This is a genomic window from Leptospira ainazelensis, assembly GCF_016918785.1.
Taxonomy (GTDB): Bacteria; Spirochaetota; Leptospiria; order Leptospirales; family Leptospiraceae; genus Leptospira; species Leptospira ainazelensis.
Genome location: NZ_JAFFPT010000025.1, coordinates 291,387 through 311,138, shown reverse-complemented (window position 1 = coordinate 311,138; position 19,752 = coordinate 291,387). Strand labels below are relative to the sequence as shown.

The window sequence follows — 19,752 nt, the reverse complement described above, 5'->3', positions numbered from 1 at the left end:
TTGAAATCGATCCGGTTTATGCGGCCTGGCTTCGGGAATATCTTCCCGAGTTCGAACTCAGAGAAGGAGACGCGCTCGGTTTTCTTCCGGAGTATTCAAATCAAAAGGTTTATCTTTTCGGAAACCTTCCCTATTATATCTCATCCGAACTTACCTTGAGCGCGGTGAAAAATCTAAAAGGGCTTGTGGGCGCGACTTTTTTAGTCCAAAAAGAATTTGCAAAAAGAATTTCAAACGAAGCTTCTTCGATACAGTTTTACTTATCCGCTTACGGAAACTGGAAACTCAAAAAAGATATCAAGGCCGGAGCGTTCTATCCAAGACCCAATGTCGATTCTTCCGTATTGGAATACAGAGCCAAACCCGCGTTTGGCGACGAGTTCGGATTTATCGCGCTGGAATGTCTTTGTAGAATGGCGTTCTGGGGAAAACGTAAAAAATTGACTTCCTCTTTTCGAGACGCGCCGATCACATCGCTTCCTCTCGAAATACAATCCTCGAAGAATTTTTCGGAAGAATCGTTTCGTTCGGAATGTTTCAAAGCTTTAGAGGAAGCAAAGATCGACTCTGATAAAAGACCGGAAGAATTAAAACCGAAAGACTTTCACGAAGCGGCGAAATCGCTTTCGAACTTTGTGAAAGAAATGATAAAAAAGAATTCTTAAGACTTCTTATTAAAATCCTGATATTCCTGTAAAATCCTCTTCGTGAATTCGGAGAATTCTTCTTCCTTCTTAAATCCGAAATGTTGCAGAACTGAAGTTTGGATCAAAGAATAATCCGCGAGACCCTGCGAAATGTCGATGATCATATCGGAAAGATAAATCGTAAAAACGGCGTCCTGAAATTCTTTTTTTACGAGAAGAGGTCTGTGATGCATCTCGGCTGAAACTCGAATCGTATCCGAAAAATTCCATTTCTCGCAGATAATTCCGCCCAAAGTCGTATGCGAAATTCCTAATGCAGCTTCTTCCAGAGTCAAAGGAGACGGAAAAGATCGATTCCCGAGTAACTCCGAAATTTTGGCGGAGATTTCAGGTTCTAAGGAAAGAAGAATGACACGGCCCACGTCGTGTAGGAGCGCGGCGCAGACCAAAACGGTGACGGTTTGTTTTTTCCATTCCATTCTTTCTCCGAGTCTTCTGCAGATAAAAGCGGATAGGCTCGATCTTTCCCAGATCGCTTCGAATTCTTTATAACGTTCTTCCAGGATTTTTTTGGTTCCTAAACTCAGAAGAATGTTGTTCAACTCGGACAAGCCGATGACCTTGATCGCATCGTCCAAATTTTCAACCCTCGCCCTTTGACTAAACGAGGCCGAGTTTGCCAACTTGAGAATGTTAGTGGAAAGAGAAACGTCCCTTCCCACAAGTTCGGTGATACTCTGAATCGAAGAATCCGGTTTGTTGATCAGACTCATGATCTGATTGATGTTATCCGGAAAAGTGGGAAGTGTATCGACTTCGGAAAGAATCTCGCTGGTTTTTTGAAGATTGATATTTCGTTTTTTAAAACCGAAAGGAATTTTGATATAAGCGGAAGTAACTCCTTCTTCGGATTTGATTCTATACGAATCTCCTTCGATCCCTTCGTTTTTCAACATCAACAAGGACATCGCAAGTCCGAGTCCGGCGCCTTCGGATTCGTCTCCGTGATTTTCAAAAACTTCGGAAAGGTCGTTGTATGTGTGAGCTTTGGAAATTCTTTCCTGAACTCTTTGATCCTCTTCCGGAAGAATACTTACGTTGTTCGCGACCTTTAATAAAAAACTATTCTGATTAAAACCGAACGTAATCAGAACGTGAAGACCCTTTTCTTCGAGAAGATCTGTGTACAGATCTTTTTTAGAAATCAGTTCCGATTTGAATTTTTCCATTCCGATCGTATATTGTTTCGGATCGTTGATATCCAAACCGGCTTCCTGAAAGATCACACGCTTTTGATTGGCCTTTACCGCGTTCATGATCGTTTCCCTTAAGATGGAAAAGATACATTCCCGAAGAGAGGTGATATCCAGATACTGAAGATAACGATCCAAAAGAAAGCTGATGATCTTATCTATGTTACGATTGAGGTGGGTGATTCTAAGATAAAGGGGATTTAGGGACTCAATCGGTACGTTGAGATTCTTAACGGAAAGGTAATAACCTTCCTTTTCGTAGTGATACCATTGAATCTTCATTTACCGATTTCCAAAATCCAATCGGGCCGACGAAACGTCAACCCAAGGTAGAATTATGACTCTTTAGAGATTTGTCAATCGGTACTTTTTGTTTAGAGTTCTTTCCTGTCCAGAACAACTTTTCCAAGACCCAATGCGATAAGAATCCAAACTCCCATCTGAGCCAGGGAATATTCCCCGTAATAGTGAACCTGAGAAAGACTCTTTGCGAGAAGGGAACTCGAAAAGAAAAAGATCGTTCCTTCTTGTGGAAGAATCCAATAGATCACTTCCAAAATTTGTTTTTTCAAATCGGTGGTCTGAACCAAACTCGCGGCCGCCTGCTCGTAGATAAAAAGATCAAGAAACGTAGAAAAAACCAACAAGGCCAATCCGGCGAAAAAAGCCGCATTCTTCCCAAAAGATAAAACGAGTAGAAATCCAAAAACGATCAGAAAGTAAAAAATCGAAAACATCGTAATCGAGGCCTTCAAAAGATCCCAGGAAAAAACTCCGCCGGATAACTGCTGTTTGACGAGATAGGTTCCGATCAAAAAAACCGCGTTGGCGAAAACAAGAAGAAAAACTCCGAACGATTTTCCCACGAGATAGGTTAACGAGGAAACCGGTCTGGAAAGAATCGGAAGATAGGTTTTATTTTCCAATTCCTCTCCCAGAAGAGAAACGGGAAGAAACAAGGCGAGGACCGTATTCCAAAAAGCAAAAAAGAGAAATACGATATAGATCTGAAAATTAGGATTCCCGGATTGATCTTCCCCGCCGACTTGAATGTCGCAGCTGAAATTAAAAAATAAAAAGAGAGCGGATATTATAAAAATGAAATATACGATTCTTTTTCGAAGAGTTTCTCTCAGAGTCAGAAAAGCGACTGAAAATACTTTCGGAATTTGATCTTGGATCCAGGAAAGATTATTCATGATTTCCTCCGGTCACTCTCAGGAAAACCTCTTCCAAGGATTCGGTGATTCTTTCATATTTTAGAATGTTGGCCCCGAGCGATACGAGTTCAGCGGGAATTTTTCTGAGATCGATTTCGTTCGTGGGAAGGAATTCGATCAGATTCTCCGTAATTTTTTGTTCGGAAGAAATTTTTCGGATATAAGAATCCAACTCCGGAGAAACGGATTCCACTTTTACAAGAATTCGATTCTTCCCTTCTTTTAAGGATTCCAGAGGACCGATCGCCGCAAGAGTTCCTAAGTTGAGAATTCCGATTTCGTGACAAACCTTTTCAACTTCCAAAAGTCTATGAGAATTGAGTAATACGGTGGTTCCCTTGTTTTTGTTTTCTTCGACGAGAGTTTCCCGGAAGTCGATATAACCTTTAGGATCGAGTCCGGAGCCGGGCTCGTCCAAAATCAAAAGTTCGGGATCACCGATCAAAGCGGAAGCTAGACCGAGTCTTTGTAACATTCCCTTGGAATAACCCGCGACCTTTTTGGATCCCGCGTCCGCGATTCCGGTTTTTTCCAGAAGCTCCTTAGACTTTTTTCGAATCTCGGAACCTCGGATTCCGGCTAACTTTCCGCTGAAAGTTAGAAATTCTTCCCCTGTCAAAAAGCCGGGAATGGAAACCTTTTCGGGAAGATAACCGATTCTTTTGCGAAGGACCGGTGAAAAAGGAAGTCCAAATAGATGAAAGCTTCCCGCGGTTTGTTTGGAAAATCCCATGAGGATTCGAACCAAACTGGTTTTTCCGGCGCCGTTCGGACCCAAGAGTCCGAAGACGGATCCCTTGGATACTCGGAACGAGATTCCTTTGAGGGCGTTTTGTTCTTTGTATTTTTTTTGTATGGAATCGATTTCAATTGCAAATTCGGACATGCACTTTTCCTTGGAATCAGAGCCTTTTCTAGCAAACCTGTCCACGGGGTCCAGAACCTTTAAGTTCTCTAAAAGAATCCCATTGGAAGCAAGAGTTAAGAATCTATAGAACGGTTGGACCTTTTTTGCAAACGAAGGTTCCAGCAGGAGAAGGCTTACTGATTTTCGGGAATTTGTTCCCGTTCAATCCTCTGAAAACATGAAGATAATTATCGCGAGACACGGAGAAGCAGAACCGAATTCTCCTGACGGCACAGACCGATCCAGACCTCTTACTCCTAAGGGAGCCAACGACGTCCAAAAGATGGCGCGATTCTTTCGGGTCGGTTTTAAGGTGACAAAAATCTATCACAGCCCTTATCAAAGAACCACCGATACCGCAAAAATTTATACGGACATTCTGCATCCGGAACAAGAAACGGAATCCTTAGAGGATTTGGAAGCGGGAAAAGACATGTCTCGGGTTTGTCCTTTGATCAAAAGTTTTTCCAACTCCGACACGATTTTGATAGTCGGTCATAGCCCGGACGTTTCCATCTTTGCCGAAAAACTTTTAGGAATCGGAGGTGTTGGTAAAAGTTTTCTTTTTTCTCCCGGTTCCGCGTTAGCGGTCAACGTACCGAGAGAGAAATTTTTAGACGGACAAATCATTTGGTTTGTTTGTCCGGATTTTCTCTGTTAAAGACTTTCTCTTTTTTCAGTTTACAGAAGATCCTTTTCCAAAATTCTTACTGTTATATTTAAGAATCGGGGTGTAGCGCAGTGGTAGCGCACTTCTCTGGGGGGGAAGGGGTCGCTGGTTCGAATCCAGTCACTCCGAGATTCTTTTCAAAACGTTTTCGACCTCGTTCCCGCAACCCGCGACTCGATAAAAAGAACGAATCGCCCCTTCTCTCGAAGACCCTTCTCCCGTTTGTAAAACCGTGATCACTGAGTATTCTTTTGGAGAATCGTTAGTCCAACGTCCCCACAAGTTTTGATTCTTTTCTAAAAAACCTAAAAACCAAAACGCTCCTCCGAGAGATCCGGTCTTTCCAAAAACCTTCGAGTTTTGAGAATCGCATTCGGACCAATAAGCGGATTCCTTCCAAAATTGAAACGTCTTTGAAGAAACGCCTCTGGAACGACCTTCGTCTTTTAAGAAGGAAACTAGAAAGTTATGTTGTGATTCCGGAGATCTTGCGATCGCGGGAGAAAGATAAAGATTCTTCCGATTTAAGAACGGTTTTTTATAAACTTCCGTAACGAATCCGATTCGTATTAGAAAATCTTGAAGTTCTTCGTAAAGGTTAGGATCCGTCTCGAAGAAGGAAAGAAAAAACGAATTGGAAGAATACAACATCGCTTCTTGAAGATTCAGCGTCCGCGGTGAACGAGGGATATGTAGTTCCGAACTTACTTTTTGAGAATTTGGATCAACCAAGTTCTTTTCGATTAGAAAAAGAGAAATCCAGTATTTAAAAGTGGAAGCCGGTGTGAAGTTTTGTTTGAGAAGAATCCTCTCCCCAGTGATGGAGGGAGAGGAATCAATGAAGTGTGAGAATAGTGTAATTTCCTTGGAATGAATCTCTCCGGCGGAAACTAAAGACCAGAGAGTAAGAAATAGAGTCTTGCTCCAGCGCAAGGGCCTTATTTCTTAATGAAATGATTCAGAATGTTGTCTCGGATCTCTTCGAACCGAACCAATCCCCAAGCAAGATTGACCTTTAGTTTGAGGGCGTTGTCGCTCATGTCTTTTTCACCCTGAGCTTTGAGCTGATCGAATCTTTCTTCGATCTTTTCCTTTCCGTCGTTTAAATCATCTACAAGTTTGTCAAAAATCTCGCGGGAGGTTTGAACAGCGCCGATCCCAGCATTGATTATGTCGTTTAATTTGTTTTTTTCCATACAGCAACCTCTCAGTTCGTATTAGAGGATCTCTTTTGCTATTTTTGTGCAGTGCATAAAAATAGCAAACATTTTTTTAAGTTTTTTCCTTGCCTGCCCCCAAAGTTTCCAAGAAGGTCAGAGACCGTAAAACGATATGAAATACCTCCAATTGCCAAAACAAACCCGAAAATGTAGGAACTCCCTCGATTTCCGCAATACAACGCTCCTCCTCTTTGTTCTTTTGCTCCTAAATTGTGGGGCGGATATCAAATCCGCCGGTCCTTCCGGGAGCGCTTGCACCCGGATCGAAGGACTTCCTGGACCGGAAGATTTGGCCTTGGACGCCGAAGAAAAGATTCTTTATGTCTCAAGTCACGAAAGAAGAATCTCCGATCAGACCGGAAAGATTTTCTTGATCGACCTCAAAAATTCTTCAGGGCCGAAAGAACTTCCCGTGAAATTTCCCCCGGAGTTCCGACCTCACGGGATGAGTATCCTCAAAACAAAGGACGTCTATCGTCTCTACGTGATCTCGCACCCGACTCTTTATAAAAAACATACAGTGGAAATTTTCGAACGCAAGGGTCAAGAATGGGCACACGTAGGAACTCTCACGGATCCTCTGATCACAAGCCCGAACGACCTCCACGTCGTCGGTGAAAACGAAATCTACGTATCAAACGACCACGGCTCCGGAGGATTTTTTCGTTATCTTTTTTGGGACGACCTTTTTGGATTCAAACGGGCGGACATCGCGTATTACGACGGAAAAACTTGGTCAAACCTGAACAATCCTCTCTCTTACGGAAACGGAATTCTTTATGCAAAAAATTCTCAGGGAAAAGAATTTTTATATCGATCCGGATTTGCGGATCGAAGCGTCTATCGTTTCCCGATCCAAAGAACCGAAGGAAAACCCGTCCTTGGTCCGGTGGAAAAGATCTTTTTAGATTCCGGAACCGACAACTTGGAACTCGATTCCAAGGGAAGAATTTTTGTCGTCGGTCACGGATCCACGTATCAATTCATAAGACACATGTTAAACGAAAATTATCACGCGCCGACTCAGGTTTTTAGAATATCGGAAGACGGAAGTTTTCAGGAGGTTTTTGCGACTCCGGGAGATTTGATTTCGGCGGGAAGTACGGCGATTCCGTTCGACGGAAGGCTTTACGTTGCTCAGGTTTTCAATCCGTTTATTCTCAATTGTGAATATAATAACAATTGAATTTTATTTGAAGTAGATTTTTCGGATCGTATCCGCATAGACGGTTCCCATCAAATCGTAACCGGCGGGATTCGGATGAATCGGATCGATCTGCGGATATAGGGGAATCGTCTTTTCGGTTTCGAGAAAGACGGTTTCCATATCCGCGATCAAATAACGAGAACCGAGGCTTCTGAGATAAGGATTGATTTGGAGAATGTTACTCCTATATCCGGGTTGAATCGTGGGGGGCAAAACGGTCACCAGAATCGCCGCGTTACTCGCCGTTTGAATCGAATTCAGAAGAATCTCGAAGTTTCCCGGAAATTGATCGATCGGATAACTGGAAACGTCGTTCGTCCCCAATTCTAAGATCAAAAGATTTTGTTGTTCAGTGAGCGCGGTTCCGATGACGTCGTTCCAACCGGGCACAGATCTTCCCGAAACCGAATAATCAGTAACCGTAAATCTTGTTCCCAACTTTTCCCTTAGACCAAAACCGTCCGATCTCTGAGAAAGAGAATCTCCGATGATTCCGATTTTCAAAAGCGGACCGATCAAAGGCAAAAGCGCGGAAAGCCCTTGCGGATCCGATTCTTTTCCCACGCAGGATTGAAGAAAAAAAACAAAAACAAACGTTCCCAAAAGGATTTTTCGAATCCGAGAAGAATTCATTTCTTTTTCCGAAGATAAATCTCCGCCTGCGCCCGCACCAACTTACGAGTGGTGGAAGGAGAAACTGAAACATTCCTCTTGTAAAAGGAGGCCGCATTCTCTTGCAGATAAGAATCGATCGTTTCGTTTCTTTTTGTTCCTTCGCTAAAAACGAAAGTATCGATGGAATCCAAGGTTCCCGAAAACATTTCAGGAGGAACGGGAAGTTCTCCCGGAATAAATTCTAAAATTTGTTGATTTGGATATTTTTCTTTCAGATAAAAATACGGGTCGGGAATGGCCTGAATGTAAACCTTTTTGGAATACTTCAATTCCGCCGCGATCTCTTCCGAAAACTTTTTTCCAAGATCGAATTCGGGATTCACGAATCCAACCTTTCGATACGCGAGAAAAAGAACGATTAAGTTGCAAAAAAGAAGTCCGGAGCCGGTATAAACCACCCTCTTACGATCGGAATCTTCCAAAAGAATTCCGCCTAACGCAGAAATCGGAATCGTAAGATACATCACATAATAAAATTCGGTGGAAAGAAAAAGAAACGCGAGCGTCCCGAGAATCCAGACAAAAAGAAATAGAAAACGTTCTTTCTTTTCCTTCAAAAGTTTTCGATTGATCCCGATTCCCGCTAAAAGAAAAATATAAAAAAGAATTCTTACTCCCGGATTTTCATATCCCCCGATTAGGATTTTGATCTTTGTGATCATGGAAAAAACCGAAAAGAGTTCTTTTTTTCTTCCAAACTGCAATCCGAATTGAAACAAGAATAGATCCCATTTCGGAAAAATCCAGACGATCCAGACGATCAAAGGAATCATTCCTCCCAACCAAAACAAAGGCTGAAACGGAGAACGTCTTCTCCAAAGAAGATAGAGGGACGGAACTCCAAAAACGGCGCCGAAAGGATGCGAAAGAAAAGAAAGTCCGAGGAGAACGCCGGCGGCTAAACCTTCGAACCAACTCACTTTTTCTGGAGATTCATCCAATGCGCTCCGAACGAGAAAGAAAAGACTTCCTAAAGCGAAGAATAGACAGAGGGCTTCCATTCTCGCCATCATTCCCACTCTCAAAAAAAGAAGATCGGTCGCGAGAAGAAGACAGGAGAAAAGCGCTGAAAAAGAGGAAAAGCCGATTCTTTTTAAAATTCCATAGAATATAAGAATGGAGAACGCGGCCGTCACGGAAGTAAAAAGGCGCAATCCTTCCAAACCGGGCACAAGATATTTCATCCAAAATCCGCCGGAAAAAAAATAAAGCGGAGGCATCCACAACGTTATCTCTTCCATTCCAGGGATAAGACCTTCCAATACGTTCGTTCTCAAAGAGCCGAAACTTGCAAAGTCCTGGGAAGGTGAGTAGAAAAGAACTTCGTCCGGCCAAACCGGAGGAAATTCCATTCTATCATTCTGAGGAACCCAAACAAAAACAAACGCTAAAAGAAACAACAGCGCCGGAGGAACTGCGTTAGGAGAAATGAGATTGGAAAGAAATTTCCGGGACATAGACCCGAGGGAATCCGGGAAAAATCCCGGATTTTAGGTTAGCGAATCGAGAGCCGCGCTTTCTGTTTCGTAGACTTCAAACAGATCCAGCAGTTCGACCACGTCGAATACTTTTCTTACGGGAGGAGTGATACAACAAAGTTTCAATTTCCTTCCTTGCTTTTCCAGCTCGCGGACCATACCTACAAAGATACGAATTCCGGAAGAGGAGATGTATGAAATATTTTCCAGGTTTATTAAAATATCACCCTGGCCGGACTGAACATCATCCAGTAATTTTGCTTCTACTTCGTCTGAATGTCCGATATCCAGCCTTCCATTGAGCGCAACTAGAGTATGTTTACCGATCTTTTTCGTCTTGATTTCCAAAGATGGCTTCCTTTTGGAGAATTAGGACTAAATTAAGCTTTCAGAACGCGTTTACAACTCATTTTTAAGCTCCAATGTCTATAATTTCTTCTATGGAAAATATTTTTACCGGGTCCGACTTTCCGTTTTTCCCAATCAATTTATAGGTCGCCCTTCGAGTCTTATATCCAAGATAGAAGGAAATGAATGCGATGGAAATGCCGTGTTTATACATTCTGACCGCTATGGTTCTTCGAATGATCGGGAAAGTGATTTCAATGCCGGTTTTGATTTCAATCTTTTGAAGAAGTTTTTGTATCGTCCTTCTATGAAGTTTTCCCTTTCTTCCGGAAAAAAGGAATTCTTCGGGCGTTTTGTTTTTGAGGGCTGTATAAAAATCTTTTAACAAACATCCGGGGATCACCAAAGGACGATCCTCTACTCCGTTTAATCCACAAATTCTTAATATTCGATTGTCGATGTCCACATCCTTAGCTCGAATTGAAATCAATTCCTCCGGTCTCAGGCCGAAAGAAAATAAAATTCTTATCCAAGTAAAGTGGGTCGGATTGCTTCTACAGGCGTTTCGAAGGCGTTCCATTTCGGAATCGCTCAGAGTTTTTCCGGATTCCACATTTTCCAAACTTTCTTTTTCTTTGGGCATTGGCAATAAACCTCCTTCTTAAATTCGGAATCATTTGCAAGAACCGTAAAGAATATGCCAAACAAAAAATAAAAATGTAAGAATAAATACACAAATCGCACCCTGGTGATATAAAATAAATTTTGAATATTCAATAATCATTAAATATCCTAATTCGGAATATTTAAAATCCGAGACGATAAAATGAAAAAGTTTTTTATAAAGTCTGAAAGATAGAAATTCTTCAGCAATCGTATCTCAGACGCGCTCCAAGTTTGTTTTCAAGCCGTTTTTACGGATCCATTTGTTTGTTGGAGAAAGCATAAGCCGCAGTATCCGAAAGAAAAATTTCCATAAAAGAGGTGAACCGATAGTCAAATTTCATTTTATAAAGGATGACAAATAAACGTTTCCATCCTCCTTTGTTTCCGACTTTAAGCGGGTAATTTATAAGCAAGGTGTGACTTGTTTTAAATATAGAATCGATCGAATTCAAACAAAAAGGGAATCTTAGAATCCGATCGGATTCTTTTGGAAACCTCGGTTCCTGATTTCAAAAACCAATCGATACATTCAATTTACTTCTACACGATTCAACTCATCCAATTCCACTTTCCAAGATTGTACGATCTGAACGATCACATCCAAAACGGCCGGGTCAGGAGAATCATACGAATCGGCCGCAAAAGAATCCACCGTCTCAAAACCTTGGATCGCACTCAGGGAAGTTTTTTCCATTCTCGCACGAAACACTTCGAATTCTTCTATGGATTCCGTCGGCGAATTCTTTACATAATACGGTTTTATGATACTGACTCGAATACTTTCGATGGGAAGATTTTTCAGAGTCTGCAATAACCGAAAGGATAAAAGCGCAATCTCCAATTTCATTCTTTCCTTATACTCTTTTTGTCCCAAAAAGGTCAGAGCGGAATTTCCGCCCACGGCTAAGGTCACCCTTACCGCACCCGAACCGGAGATTTCACTCGGAGCAATTTCGATCTCCTTCAGTCGATCCCCCAAAAGTAGGAACGAAGTCTGACGAATCTTTTCTTCCACCGGAATTTGTTTATCGGATAATATCTTTTGCACCTGGTCCTTCGGACTCGGCTTACACGCGATCAACGAAAATAGGACGCACAAAACTAACATAGGGTAAAATGCCCTATATACAGAATGAATCGTTTTGGAAACGCGATTTTGATTTCCAAAGTCATTGCGAATTTTATCCTGGGAGTACAACCGTTCATTCTTCATGGAAAAACCTCCTTCGTTTCTTTTTGTTATGTGGACTCTTTGATTTTATTAGATCCACCCGTTTTTTGCAAGCTTTTAGCCGGTTTTCAACGTTTCCCGCCGGCCAAACAATGAGTTGATTCGGTTTCTAATCGACGGAATGAAGCGGCAAAACCATACTTACCGGCCTAAGAACTAATCCTTATCATGATTTTTTTATCCAAACCGTTTCCTATTTGGAAACAAATTATTTCAATTTAATGGCCTTCATTCTATGTTTTCGATACAAAGTTGTTTCGTTTTTTTTGGATCGATTTTTAAAAAATGATCTAACGTGCATTTTTTTCTGTAATTTTAATTAGGTGATTTCGTCTCAAGTAAATGTATGAAACCAAAAAAAATCTCGAACGACGATCTTGAGTCCCTGGTAACAGGAGTAAAATCTCAATCCATTGATGCAGTGGGGAATTATCTATATAAGGGATTCAGAATACAGGTAAGTAAGTATAACCTTTCCGGAGCGGAAAGAGTACAGCTCTTGTATCAAAGAAGAAGAAACAACGGCCTTTGTATTGTTTGCGGAACGAAAGTCGGCAAGAAGAATCCCTCTTCGGGCAAACTCTACAGACTCTGCGAACACCACCGGAAGACAATCGATAAGAAAAAGTAATCAACCTTTTCGGCAATTCTGCAGATAATCTTTAATAGGGGAATTTTTCCTCGGGAGATTATCTTGCAGGCCAAAGGTTCTTACGTTTTCATACTCTTGCTCGTTTTCGCTTGGTTTTCGCTTTCAAATTCTCTTCTTTCCGAGGCGAGTTCTCTCCAAGAAAATCAAGCGCAAAATCTCCTTAGAATCGCGGAAGAAGCCTACAAGGATCGTAAGTTTCATCGATCGATCGAGGAAATTAAAAGTTTTCTGATTCTTTTTCCTTCCAGCAAATTCAAATCCAAGGCCTATCAGGTTTTAAAAAACAACTATTCCAGACTGGGACGTCCCGAAAAAATCCTCGAGATCAGCCTCCAGCAATACGCGGAAGAGCCCACCTCTAATCAAGGTTTGAACGCTTTTTTCGAAGCCGGAAAACTTTATCTTGAGATCGGCGAAGAAATTAAGGCAAAAGAGGTTTTTAAATCGATCTGCACACAGTCCTTTTCCCGGGAACTCGCGGAAAAAGCGTCTTTGGAGCTCTCGGAACGGGAGATTTTGAGCGGATCCAAGACGGAAATCTCAGAATGTGGAGAAAAGTAGTTCTTTTTTTGGAGATTGGATTCCTAAAATCCGATAATGAAAACAGTTGAACTCTGATTTTCAAAAAAAATACTAACCCAACAGCATGTCCACAGGCATCTTCCAAATCGTAAACTTTCAGAAGGGCTCCTACATTATCGTAGAGGGGAAAAAAGATTCGCCTAGCTTCTTTATCATCCGCGAGGGTAAGGTAAAAATAGGACGCGAAAACCCCGTAGTCGGAGAAGATCCGAATTCAGTTCAAGGGCCCGGAGACTTTTTCGGAGTTGTTGCGGCTATGAGTCAGCACGCTCAGATCGAATCCGCAGTGGCGCTCACCGACGTCTCCGTGATCGAAGTGAGCTACGATCAGTTCGGAACCCTTATCCAAAGAAATACTCCCGTAGCGATGAAAATCATCCGCTATTTCTCGATGAAACTCCGCCAGTTCGACCAGACGATCACCCGTCTTACCTTTCGCTCCGCAGTGGAAGAAGATCCGAACGAGCTTTATAATATCGGGGAAAACTACTTCAATCAGAAGAATAATCCGCATGCGGCGTACGCTTTTCAGAAATACCTTCAATATCTTCCAAACGGTCCGTTTGCTACTCAGGCAAAACTAAAACTCCAGACGATGAATCAGCCGATGCAATCGGCGCCGATCGATCTCACGAAGTTCAACCGGATGTATGCGGACAACGAGATGATTTTCTGCGAACACGAACCGGGAAGAGAATTGTATATCATTCAAAACGGTAAGGTGAAAATCACCAAGATCGTGGATAAAAACGAAGTATTGCTCGCGGTTCTTCAAAACGGGGACATTTTCGGCGAGATGGCCCTTTTGGACAATAAACCGAGATCCGCTTCCGCAATCGCTTGGGGTCAGGTTCAGCTTCTGGCAATTAACAAGGCAAACTTCGAAGGAATGGTGAAGGCTCAACCTCAATTGGCGACCCGTCTAATCACCCTTCTTTCGGAAAGAATTTGGACCGCTTATAAACAATTGGCGAACTTGATGATCAACGATCCTCAAGGAAGAATCGCGGACACTCTTCTCACCTTGGTCGAGAAGAATCGAATCAAGATCACTCCGAAGGTTTCGTATAACTTTGAAATCGGGACAAAAGACTTAATCAAGATGGTCGGTCTTTCTTATCCGAAAGACGAGAATTTGGTTCTCGATCTTCTGACTAAGAATAAGTGGATCAAACTGGATCAGGGAAAACTCAGTTGTACGGACCTCGTAGAATTGGAAAAACTCGTTCATATCTATAGAAAAAAATCGCAGATGGAAAACAAACTCAAGAAAAGAGCATAACGCGTCTTTCCTCGATTGGAATGCCTTCTTCCAAAAATAAATCAAAGTCTTCGAGTTCCGTAACTCCCACTTCGAAAAATGCCGAAGACCGAGATTCTCGCCTCAAAAAAGCGACAAACTGGCTCCGTAAACAAGACTCGATCACAAAAGCGCTGATCGACTCGGTCGGTCCTTGCAATTTGCAGACGATCGGTTCTCCGTATCAGGTTCTTATCAAATCGGTTTTGGGACAACAACTCTCAACGAAGGTCGCGCTTACTCTTGAGAGAAGATTGATCGCTCTTGCCGAAACGAAAAAGATCCCGGCTCCGGAAAAAATTCTTCAAATCCAAAACGGAGATTTGAGAAAGATCGGAGTTTCCCAGGCAAAAACCGAAACTATCAAAAGAATCGCGGAAGCTTATCAAAACCGGACGATCTCCGATTCTAAACTTCATAAATTAGAAGATTCGAATGTGTTGGAACTCCTCTGTTCTTTGAAAGGTGTTGGACCTTGGACTGCGGAAATGGTTTTGATCTTTGCCCTTGATCGTTGGGATCATTTTTCGATCAACGATCTGATTCTTCGGAAGTCCGTGGAAAAACGTTATGGAATTTCAAAAGACAACAAAAAGGAAATTCAAGAATTTCTAAAGTCTTTCTCTCCGTATCGAACGATCCTTTCCTGGTATCTTTGGGCTGACGTAGACGGCGGCGAAGGCTGGGGTTAGATTCGGGTCGTCGAGAACAATCCGATTCGAAAAAGCAAGTTCTAAATACAGAACTTTTTTCTAGGAGCTCCTACAAGTTCCTCGGAAAAAATGATTTGCCGAATTTAAATTTTTGTATTATAGCAAAACCCGAGCAAATTTCCAGCGAGCCCGCCTCATCCACCCGATTTGCATAACCTTACCCACAAAGTGGACTGAATCTTTAAAAGAATCTGCCGGAACTACGACAATCCTCCGTGAAACGAAATCCCCGCCCTGTTTTTGGGTGGCGGGGCGGGTGGTGGAAAACTCCGAGCGACTTTGCTCTAACATAAAATCAATATTTTGCAAGTAAAAAGTCTCGAATGTAGGAACTCCTACAAAAATTTTGATTGGATCGCCCTGATTCGAAATCGCTTTTTTAACTTGTAGGTAAGGCTCCCCGATTTGGGCGGGGGCCCGCGCGGCTTTTACAGAGGACTGTCGTTGTTCCGACTGTCTTTCCGATAAACTTCACAAACTTTCATCGTTTCGAACTTTTCTCCGGGGAATTTGGCGTTCGAATCGTTCGCTTCCTTTTTTTGGTGAACGAAAACTTTTTTTTTCGTTTAGATTTTTAGAATAGAATTTTCGCGAACGTTGGAACATTCAAATAAACGAATATTCTTATTTTGCAAAACTCAAATTGTTTTCTTCTCTTTCCCTTTGCGTCGTAATCAAGACGAAAAATTATCGCTCCTGACTAAATCCTTCCTCTGAAACCGAACTTTCCCTTATGTCTTTCAGCGTTTTCACGACTCCCCGCGATAGCGATTGTAGCGGAAATCTCGAGCGTAGTAAACGGTAAAACTTCACTCACAATTTCGGATTTTTATTTCGAATAAGAAAAAATCGGTTCCATTAGAAAATTGGAATGGGTCAAATTCCTCGCGAGAGATTGAAGCGGAAAGCGCGGTCGCGAGCCTTTTTTTGAGTCTGCCCGCGAGCGAATCGCCCGAAAAGATTATAAAGTTGGAATGTAGTTTTAGAGTTTGATTCCGACCAATTCGCAATCCGCTTTGGTCATGATCTTTACGAGTTCTTCGAATTTTACCTTCGGTTCCCAGCCGAGTTTTTTCTTCGCCTTTGCGGGATCTCCGATCAAAATATCAACTTCGGTAGGACGGTAGAATTTTGGATTCACTTCGACCAATAGTTGTCCGCTCTTTGCGTCAAACCCCTTCTCCGAATCTCCCTTCCCTTCCCAACGAACTTCCACTCCGGCAAAGCGGAAAGATTTTTCCACAAATTCTCTCACGGTATGAGTTTCGTTTGTGGCTACTACGTAGTCGTCCGGGTCCGGTTGTTGCAACATCATCCACATCATCTCTACGTAATCCGGCGCGTATCCCCAGTCCCTCTTCGCGTCCATGTTTCCGAGATGAATCGGTCCGCCTTTTTTTGCTAGAAGATTCGCCACTCCGATCGTGATCTTTCTAGTCACAAAACCTTCTCCCCTTCTCGGAGATTCGTGATTGAATAAAATTCCGTTGGATGCGTGAATCCCAAACGCTTCTCTGTAATTCACTACCGCCCAATAGGCATAAAGTTTCGCCACCGCATAAGGAGATCTTGGATAGAAGGGTGTGGTTTCCGTCTGAGGAATCGCTTGCACCTTTCCGTAGAGTTCCGATGTGGAAGCCTGATAAAAACGGCTCTTCACTCCGATCTGTTTGATTGCGTCTAAAATTCTCAGCGTTCCCACTGCGTCCGCTTCCGCAGTATATTCGGGAACTTCAAAAGAAACTCCCACGTGTGATTGCGCCGCAAGATTATAAATTTCATCGGGAGATACTTTTTCCAAGATTCGATTGAGATTACTCGAATCCGTTAAATCTCCATAGTGCAGGACCAGATTGGAGTTCCCGCGAAGATGCTCGATTCTTCCCCGGTTGAACATGCTGGCTCTTCTTACGATCCCATGCACTTGATACCCTTTTCCGAGAAGAAATTCTGTTAGATAGGATCCGTCCTGGCCGGTAATCCCAGTTATGAGCGCTTTTTTCATCTTCAGACCAGAAAAACCGAAAAACCGGATCTGGCAAGAAAGATTAAGCCTCTCTTCTCGGCCTTGGATCGAGCCTCAGTGCCTTTCCGATCCATTTTAGACTCGGTTGTGGGCCCAATCCCTTCTTCGAAAACGTATCAGAAAAACAAGCGCCAATACGAATACCCAAGCGACGATCCCGGACCACAATCCTACAGATCCGAGTTTTAAATAGATTCCGAGAAAATACGCGACCGGTAAAAAGACAAAATAAGAAGCCAGTGTATAAGCCTTGAATACAAACCCTTGTAATCCAGCCCCTCTCAGCGCGGAACCGATCACCATGTGATACGCATCCGCAACTTGTATGATTCCTAAAATCACCAGAGGTCCGTATGCTTCCTGGATCAACTCGGAATCGTTTGTATAAACGGACAACATCTTCTTTCCGAAAAGAATAAAAATCAATCCCATCGTTCCCATCCCACAAGCTGAGAAGAATGCGGAGCGAAACGCCCCGTGATACGCGAGTTTCGCCTTCCCCGCTCCTAACGACTGTCCTAAGATCGTCGTCGCCGCGACCCCGAACGCATAACCGGGTAAAAACGATAAACTCAAAGTGCTGAACAACATATTGGTCACTGCGACAGCCGCGGTTCCGACGATCGTCGCAAATTCGATAAAAATCATAAAAGAAATATTATTCAGTAATTCGGCTAACGCGGGCGCCGTACTCGCCTTGAGAATTTCCTCTAAATGGGAAAAGCTGAATTTCCAAGAAATTCCTTTGAAATACTTTCCGAGATCCTTTTTGTAAAAGTAATACGGAAACGCAAGAAGCCCCGCCCCTCCCGCAAGCGAAGATGCGATCGCCGCGCCTTTTACACCCATCGCTTCAAAACCGAAATGTCCGTAGATCAAAATCCAGTTTAAGAATATATTCGCAAAACATGTTATAATCATGGAAGCCAATCCGGCTGTTGTGATCCCGAGTCCGTCCGTAAAGGCGCGGGTCGTAAAAAGTAAAAAGAAAAAGATCGTTCCTAAAAAACGAAAATAAAGATAATCGGTGGAAAGTCCTTTTACGATTTCGTCCTTGTTGAGAAGTTCCATCAACCATCCGCTCGCAGCGGCTCCTCCGATCGATAATAATCCTCCAAAAAACAAAGCTAGATACAACGTCGTCAACCCGACCCTTCCGATTTCGGAATCGTTCTTTTCCCCGAATCTTCTGGAAACGATAACCTGAATTCCCATGGAAAAACCCATGAGAAACGCAAGAACCGTAAAATGGGCGATTCCTCCGATCCCGATGGCAGCGATCGAATTTTTACCGAGTCTTCCCACCATCATCGTGTCGGTCACCCAGACTACGGTTTGACTGAGCATCCCGAAGACGACGGGAACCGCCAACTTGAGAATCATCGTATTCAAAAGACTGGGCCGGATATTTCTATAAAACGTATGAAGTAAATGACGTAGAGTTTTCAAGGTTCATCCAGGTTTGTAAGTCTTTTACAGAAAACTACTTTTTTTCGTAAAAATTTCTTTCACACTCGCTCTCCTTTTTTTGAAGTACGTAAACAGGCGGATCCCCGCAGGTTGTTTTTTTTCGATTCGAAAGAACTCGTTCCATGGAAGCTAATATAAATTTAAAAAACCGAAATACTATGAAACATTACGCAGATCTTCACAATCATCTCTACGGTTCCATCACTTCCGAATTTCTTTTTGAGATCGGAAAATCGAATCCTTCCCCTCGTTGGGAAATTTTTACACATTCTTATCAACAGTGTTACGGTAAGAATATTTCCACTGAAACTTTTTTTGAGGATTATAAGAATCCGGATTCTTTCCGTAAACTCTACCAGTTCAATCATCACGGACCTTTTCCGGAATTTCAGGCGAAATTCAATCTTATCATCGCCCTATCCAAATTTAATCCGGAAGAAATCGCGTTAGTCGCTTCTCGCATCGTGGAGGATCAATTTTCTCAAGGTGTTACCTTCGGAGAATACAGAATCATGTATTCTCCCAAAGATACGGAAGAAGGAATCTACGAAAAGACGATCGCAGCCTGCGAAGGTCTTGCGAAAGGAGAGGAAAAAACCGGCGGCCTTGCAAAGGGTAAACTGGTAGTTTCCTTACACAGGGACGGGGACGTCTTTCTGGAATACGAGCTTCTCAAACGTTTGATGGAAAAAGATTCCCTCATCCGGGATTTCCTAGTCGGTTTAGATTTTTGTTATATTGAAGAAGGTTTTCCTCCCAAGGACAAACGTAAATTTTTAGAAGAGGTAAACAAGGACAACTTCGCGCAAAAAGATTCCGCGCTTTCGATTCTCTATCACGTGGGAGAAAGTTTTCAAGATAAGTCCATCCTTTCCGCTTGCCGTTGGGTTTTAGAATGTGCGGATTGGGGCGCTCATCGCCTTGGACACGCGATCGCCTTAGGTCTCGATCCTTTCAGTCTGAAAGGAAAAATTCTCGAATCCAAATCGGAACGTCTCGATCAACTGCAATTCTATTATGATCGAAAAGAAGAATTGGATTCTTACTTTGAAACACCTTCAAGGGAAAGAATCGGGAACGAAATCGATTCTCTCAAACACAAAGAAACCGTCGAACTGGAGATGAGTCCCTCCTTTCTTCAAGAGTGTTTCGGTTTTCAGAATTTCTGCATCGACCAAATCAAAAAAACAAACGCAGTGATTGAATCTTGTCCTAGTTCGAACGAATACATCGGCATGGTCCGCGATCCAAAAACTCATCCGATTTTAAGATTCTCAAAACACGATTTGAGATTTACGATCTCAACGGACGACCCCGGAATTTTCGGCACCACGATCGAAGAAGAATATCGGAAGGCTGAAAAAATAGGTTTAAGCGTGGAAATCTTGGAATCAGTGAGACAGAATTCTTTTCTCTTTTCTTCGGAAATTCTGAGCGGTCGGAAATCCGCCTCTTAAAGCGCCCCTAAAAATTCTTGCCTCGACCTG

21 protein-coding genes and 1 tRNA gene are annotated in these 19,752 nt (G+C 42.7%); 10 read left to right on the top strand and 12 right to left on the bottom strand.

Translation table 11 applies throughout. The annotated features are described in order from the left end of the window. On the top strand, positions 1-665 hold a 665-nt coding region (locus JWG44_RS07655; protein WP_205274355.1), incomplete at its 5' end, for an rRNA adenine N-6-methyltransferase family protein. Here the strand turns inward: JWG44_RS07655 and JWG44_RS07650 are convergent. The 3 genes from JWG44_RS07650 to JWG44_RS07640 all read right to left on the bottom strand — a co-directional run bounded on the left by JWG44_RS07650 (position 662) and on the right by JWG44_RS07640 (position 4,006). Next, complete coding sequence (locus JWG44_RS07650) at positions 662-2,182, bottom strand: HDOD domain-containing protein (protein WP_205274354.1); 1,521 nt, start codon at positions 2,180-2,182, stop codon at positions 662-664. The genes JWG44_RS07655 and JWG44_RS07650 overlap by 4 nt on opposite strands. Positions 2,183-2,274: 92 nt before the next feature. After that, complete coding sequence (locus JWG44_RS07645) at positions 2,275-3,099, bottom strand: ABC transporter permease (RefSeq protein WP_205274353.1); 825 nt, start codon at positions 3,097-3,099, stop codon at positions 2,275-2,277. Further along, a complete protein-coding gene (locus JWG44_RS07640; RefSeq protein ID WP_205274352.1) occupies positions 3,092-4,006 on the bottom strand; it encodes an ABC transporter ATP-binding protein in 915 nt (304 codons plus the stop codon). The genes JWG44_RS07645 and JWG44_RS07640 overlap by 8 nt, the downstream gene beginning before the upstream one ends. A gap of 199 nt (positions 4,007-4,205) precedes the next feature. On the opposite strand from JWG44_RS07640, the gene sixA reads away from it, so the two are divergent. Both sixA and JWG44_RS07630 read left to right on the top strand, forming a co-directional pair. After that, positions 4,206-4,688 carry a phosphohistidine phosphatase SixA gene (gene sixA / locus JWG44_RS07635; RefSeq protein WP_205274351.1) on the top strand — a complete coding sequence of 161 codons (483 nt, stop codon included), beginning with the start codon at positions 4,206-4,208 and terminating at the stop codon, positions 4,686-4,688. A 66-nt stretch (positions 4,689-4,754) separates the two neighbouring features. Further along, positions 4,755-4,826: transfer RNA gene (locus JWG44_RS07630), tRNA-Pro, on the top strand. Here JWG44_RS07630 and JWG44_RS07625 read toward each other — a convergent pair. Next, positions 4,818-5,630, bottom strand: coding sequence for a penicillin-binding transpeptidase domain-containing protein (locus JWG44_RS07625; protein ID WP_205274350.1), 813 nt, complete (start codon positions 5,628-5,630; stop codon positions 4,818-4,820). The genes JWG44_RS07630 and JWG44_RS07625 overlap by 9 nt on opposite strands. Before the next feature lie 5 nt (positions 5,631-5,635). Continuing rightward, on the bottom strand, positions 5,636-5,893 hold the full coding sequence (locus JWG44_RS07620; protein ID WP_100785433.1) for an LIMLP_16025 family protein: 258 nt from the start codon (positions 5,891-5,893) through the stop codon (positions 5,636-5,638). A 151-nt stretch (positions 5,894-6,044) separates the two neighbouring features. Between JWG44_RS07620 and JWG44_RS07615 the strand changes: the two genes are divergently transcribed. After that, complete coding sequence (locus JWG44_RS07615; protein WP_408611909.1) at positions 6,045-7,103, top strand: SMP-30/gluconolactonase/LRE family protein; 1,059 nt, start codon at positions 6,045-6,047, stop codon at positions 7,101-7,103. 3 nt (positions 7,104-7,106) lie between these two features. Here JWG44_RS07615 and JWG44_RS07610 read toward each other — a convergent pair whose 3' ends face one another. From JWG44_RS07610 to JWG44_RS07590, 5 genes are all read right to left on the bottom strand, one after another. After that, complete coding sequence (locus JWG44_RS07610) at positions 7,107-7,757, bottom strand: SGNH/GDSL hydrolase family protein (protein ID WP_205274348.1); 651 nt, start codon at positions 7,755-7,757, stop codon at positions 7,107-7,109. Next, on the bottom strand, positions 7,754-9,151 hold the full coding sequence (locus tag JWG44_RS07605; protein ID WP_232371543.1) for an ArnT family glycosyltransferase: 1,398 nt from the start codon (positions 9,149-9,151) through the stop codon (positions 7,754-7,756). The genes JWG44_RS07610 and JWG44_RS07605 overlap by 4 nt, the downstream gene beginning before the upstream one ends. A 138-nt stretch (positions 9,152-9,289) precedes the next feature. Then, entirely contained in the window at positions 9,290-9,625 is a 336-nt protein-coding gene (locus tag JWG44_RS07600) for an STAS domain-containing protein (RefSeq protein WP_205274346.1), read from the bottom strand. 64 nt (positions 9,626-9,689) lie between these two features. Further along, positions 9,690-10,268: a tyrosine-type recombinase/integrase gene (locus JWG44_RS07595; RefSeq protein ID WP_205274345.1), complete on the bottom strand. Its 579-nt coding sequence runs from the start codon at positions 10,266-10,268 to the stop codon at positions 9,690-9,692. Positions 10,269-10,820: 552 nt separating this feature from the next. Then, a complete protein-coding gene (locus JWG44_RS07590) occupies positions 10,821-11,399 on the bottom strand; it encodes a hypothetical protein (protein WP_408611908.1) in 579 nt (192 codons plus the stop codon). A gap of 24 nt (positions 11,400-11,423) precedes the next feature. Here JWG44_RS07590 and JWG44_RS07585 point away from each other — a divergent pair, with 24 nt between their 5' ends. From JWG44_RS07585 to JWG44_RS07565, 5 genes are all read left to right on the top strand, one after another. Continuing rightward, on the top strand, positions 11,424-11,618 hold the full coding sequence (locus tag JWG44_RS07585) for a hypothetical protein (RefSeq protein ID WP_205274377.1): 195 nt from the start codon (positions 11,424-11,426) through the stop codon (positions 11,616-11,618). 250 nt (positions 11,619-11,868) lie between these two features. Next, complete coding sequence (locus JWG44_RS07580; RefSeq protein ID WP_100785427.1) at positions 11,869-12,153, top strand: LIC10235 family protein; 285 nt, start codon at positions 11,869-11,871, stop codon at positions 12,151-12,153. A 90-nt stretch (positions 12,154-12,243) separates the two neighbouring features. After that, entirely contained in the window at positions 12,244-12,735 is a 492-nt protein-coding gene (locus JWG44_RS07575; RefSeq protein WP_408611907.1) for a tetratricopeptide repeat protein, read from the top strand. Positions 12,736-12,820: 85 nt separating this feature from the next. After that, positions 12,821-14,038 carry a cyclic nucleotide-binding domain-containing protein gene (locus JWG44_RS07570; RefSeq protein ID WP_069606076.1) on the top strand — a complete coding sequence of 406 codons (1,218 nt, stop codon included), beginning with the start codon at positions 12,821-12,823 and terminating at the stop codon, positions 14,036-14,038. A gap of 20 nt (positions 14,039-14,058) precedes the next feature. Beyond that, the gene (locus JWG44_RS07565; RefSeq protein WP_205274342.1) at positions 14,059-14,748 is read left to right on the top strand and encodes a DNA-3-methyladenine glycosylase family protein; all 690 of its coding nucleotides are present in this window, start codon (positions 14,059-14,061) and stop codon (positions 14,746-14,748) included. A 1,003-nt stretch (positions 14,749-15,751) separates the two neighbouring features. Here JWG44_RS07565 and gmd read toward each other — a convergent pair. Both gmd and JWG44_RS07555 read right to left on the bottom strand, forming a co-directional pair. After that, complete coding sequence (gene gmd, locus JWG44_RS07560; protein ID WP_205274341.1) at positions 15,752-16,774, bottom strand: GDP-mannose 4,6-dehydratase; 1,023 nt, start codon at positions 16,772-16,774, stop codon at positions 15,752-15,754. Between the two features lie 96 nt (positions 16,775-16,870). After that, a complete protein-coding gene (locus tag JWG44_RS07555; protein WP_205274340.1) occupies positions 16,871-18,244 on the bottom strand; it encodes an MATE family efflux transporter in 1,374 nt (457 codons plus the stop codon). A 179-nt stretch (positions 18,245-18,423) separates the two neighbouring features. Here JWG44_RS07555 and JWG44_RS07550 point away from each other — a divergent pair, with 179 nt between their 5' ends. Next, on the top strand, positions 18,424-19,722 hold the full coding sequence (locus JWG44_RS07550; protein WP_205274339.1) for an amidohydrolase family protein: 1,299 nt from the start codon (positions 18,424-18,426) through the stop codon (positions 19,720-19,722). The last annotated feature ends 30 nt before the right edge of the window (positions 19,723-19,752 follow it).